This window comes from Streptomyces morookaense (genome assembly GCF_013030945.1).
In the GTDB taxonomy this organism is placed as follows: Bacteria; Actinomycetota; Actinomycetes; order Streptomycetales; family Streptomycetaceae; genus Streptomyces; species Streptomyces morookaensis.
In genome coordinates this window covers 1-444 of the sequence record NZ_JABBXF010000225.1, presented here as the reverse complement: position 1 = coordinate 444, position 444 = coordinate 1, and the positions used below count along the sequence as shown (strand labels likewise).

Here is a 444-nt window from a genome sequence, read left to right as displayed (position 1 = left end):
GTCCTTGAGGTGGATGACGCCCAGCACACGGGCGCCCTTCTCGTCCTCCAGCGCCACGAGCAGCGGCGTGCCGCCCGCCTGGGAGATCTCGTCGGTGAGCGTGCGGGCGTCCTCGGCGACGCTGCCGCCGCGCTCCTCGACCCAGGCGATCACCGAACCGGTCGCGCCCTTGCGGACCTTGCGCCCGTCGACGTCCACACCCGACATACGGGTCTGGGCGGTGAACGGGATCCACTCGGCGCCCACCAGCTCGCCCTCGTGGCGCTCGCGCAGGCCGTACTTCTCCTTGGCGAGGACGACGATCGAGCGGCCCTCGGGCGTCTCGTCGGCGAGCGACGAGAGCTGGGCGGCGTCGGCCACCTCGGCGGCCATCGTGCCCTTGACCGGGACGAACTCGGAGGCGCGGCGGTTGCCGTAGGTGATGGTGCCGGTCTTGTCGAGCAG

1 pseudogene is annotated in these 444 nt (G+C 72.1%); it reads right to left on the bottom strand.

Annotation, left to right across the window (positions count from 1 at the left end):
• Positions 1-444, bottom strand: a pseudogene (locus tag HG542_RS34275) (potassium-transporting ATPase subunit B); the annotation flags it as partial.